Origin of the sequence: Candidatus Contendobacter odensis Run_B_J11, from assembly GCF_000531125.1 — a bacterium.
Taxonomy (GTDB): Bacteria; Pseudomonadota; Gammaproteobacteria; order Competibacterales; family Competibacteraceae; genus Contendibacter; species Contendibacter odensensis.
The window spans coordinates 1-2,519 of record NZ_CBTK010000039.1 but is presented as its reverse complement, the minus strand read 5'-3'; the positions used below and the strand labels follow the sequence as shown (position 1 = coordinate 2,519).

The window sequence follows — 2,519 nt, the reverse complement described above, 5'->3', positions numbered from 1 at the left end:
GAATCAGACAATACAGCTTAAACCAACCCCAGTTCTGTCTTGACCATGGGGTCCACTTCACACTGGCTGCCTAATCCGCTCTGAATGAGCGGCTTGCAGACTGAATGCATCTCTATCGCTCCCTACTTCCCGGAATTCTCATCGTCATGCCCGAACTAATTATCTACTGCCACAAACCCGCCGGTTGGGCAAATACCGTTCATGTCCACTATTGGGATACCCAGCCTGGCGCTCAAGCCTCGGCGTGGCCGGGCGTGCCGATGACGGCGGAAGCCGACGGCTGGTTTGTCCACAGGATCAAGGGTATCGCAGCCGCAAGTCTGGTTTTCAACGACGACAGTCGCCATCAGACCAGCGATCTGCGACTCGAACGCAGCGGGTTTTACGCTAACGGTCGCTGGCATGAAAGTCAGGCAGCGGCTGAAACCAGTCTCGCCAGCGCTGAAAGCCACGCCCCCGCAACGGTTCTGGCTGCACCAGTTGAAACTCATCCTCCGATTGATCCATCCGGGCCATTAGGCGATTTCCGCGAGGAGACCATCTACTTTTTGATGACCACCCGTTTTTATGATGGCGATCCGAGCAATAACTTTTTCTGCCGCGACCGGATCAGGTTCAACCGTGAAACTGGAAAAGCCGAAGACCCACATTGGCGCGGTGATTTCAAGGGGCTGATTCAGCGTCTCGACTACATCCGCGACCTCGGCTTTACCGCGATCTGGATTACTCCGCCGGTGGAGAATCGCAGCGGCCTCGATTATCACGGCTACCATGCTTACGACTGGACCCGGATTGATCCCCGGCTGGAATCGCCCGATGCGACCTATCAGGATTTAATCGACGAGGCACACAAGCGCGGCATCAAGATTATTCAGGATGTGGTGGTGAATCACTCCTGCCAGTACGGCATTCGCGGCAAGGTCCACATTGATCATTTGCCGATTAAATATTATGTGCCACAAGGCTCGGAACAGGGCCGGGTCAATCATGGGCCGTATCAGGGCACTCTCGGCAATTACGCTTGGCCGAACCGCGATGATATTGATAATCCGGTGGCGCCGGAATGGTATCGGGAACGGCATAGTTCCGACCCGGAAGGCAAAATTCCGCTGGTTGATCCCAAGACGGGCGAAACCGTACCCAAGCCCGGTTATAACCCTGGCCGCTTCTTCGGCATTGACGCCAACCATCTCGATCCTGACTGGTACATGCAGGAGGGTTTTATTTGTGGCGGCGACTGGGAAAGCGCGGCGGTACAGCGGAAACATATCGCCGGTGACTGCATTAACCTCGCCACCGACCGGCAGAGCGTCAAGGATTATTTAATCGGATCGATCAACCGCTATCTCGACATGGGCGTGGACGCGCTGCGGATTGATACCGTGAAACATGTCGAGCGTGACAACCTGCTGGAGTACGTCAACGCCTGGAAAGCACACAAGCCGGGACTGTTCGTGTTCGGCGAAAATCTGGTCAAGGGCTATGGCTGGGGCGATATGGGCGGCGGTGATAATGGCCCGTCGTTTATCCGCCCATGGTGGTACACTCGGCTGGGTCACGATCCGCGTAATCCGCATTCCGGCGGCGATTCCGGCTTTCCCATGCTCGATTTCGGCCTGTTCTCCACCTTCCGCGATAACCTGAGTCGCGGCAGTTATGACGGGGTCGGACGGGTGCTGGAGATGGACTGGATTTATGGCAATGCCTCCACGCTGGTTACCTTCCTGCAAAACCACGACGTAGGGCCAGATAACGATTTTCGCTTCCGCTTCAAGGGCGAGCAATGGATGGCAGCGGCGGCGTATAACCTGCTGTGGACGGTGCGCGGTATTCCCTGCCTTTACTATGGCGAGGAAATCGAGTTCATGAAGGGCGCTCCGCAGGATGTGATCGGCAATGATGACACTCTGGATACCACCGGCCGCGCTTATTTTGGTGATCATCTCACCGATCAGCGAATCAGCGCGACGCAGAGTAATCCGCTGTACAAGCATCTTCAGCGACTCAATCAGATTCGTCGCCAGATCCCCGCGTTACAAAAAGGGGCGATGAGTCATGTCAACGAGTGGGGCAGCGGGATTCGTTTCGTCCGCAATCATAATCATGGTGCGAGTTATGCGGTGGTCGGTCTCGCGATGGGCAGCGACCAGCACATCGACGTTGGCGACATTCGCAATGGGGTTTATCGCGATGCAGTGACGGGTAATGAAATCACCGTCAATCACGGTCATCTCTCTTTCTCGGTGTGCGGTAATTCAGCCGGGATTTATGTGCTGAATGGGCCGGGCAAGATCGGAACCGATGGCGCTTATCTGCGCTAATTCACCAGTCTGCACCGCAGCCGCATTCAAGATGAACGAAACCGACCCCGTAGTGGCTTAATGACTGCGGCCGGTTTCAGTTCATTTTTTCCTCCTGTAAATTTGGTCCTGTAAATTTTCCCCTCCTGTAAATTTAGGTAGTGTCCCTCAACGGGTGTGATGAGCTTTGATGTTTTTGACCATCCATAGGCATCCTCT

The 2,519-nt window shown here is 55.1% G+C and carries 1 protein-coding gene; it reads left to right on the top strand.

Features of this window, described 5'->3' with window-relative positions; all coding sequences use genetic code 11:
• The first annotated feature begins 146 nt into the window (after positions 1 to 146).
• Entirely contained in the window at positions 147 to 2,321 is a 2,175-nt protein-coding gene (locus BN874_RS03490; protein ID WP_034430860.1) for an alpha-amylase family glycosyl hydrolase, read from the top strand.
• Positions 2,322 to 2,519 lie beyond the last annotated feature (198 nt).

Excerpts from the sequence above, each read along its gene's own strand:
- BN874_RS03490 (WP_034430860.1), top strand. The coding sequence starts at position 147 with ATGCCCGAACTAATTATCTACTGCCACAAACCCGCCGGTTGGGCAAAT.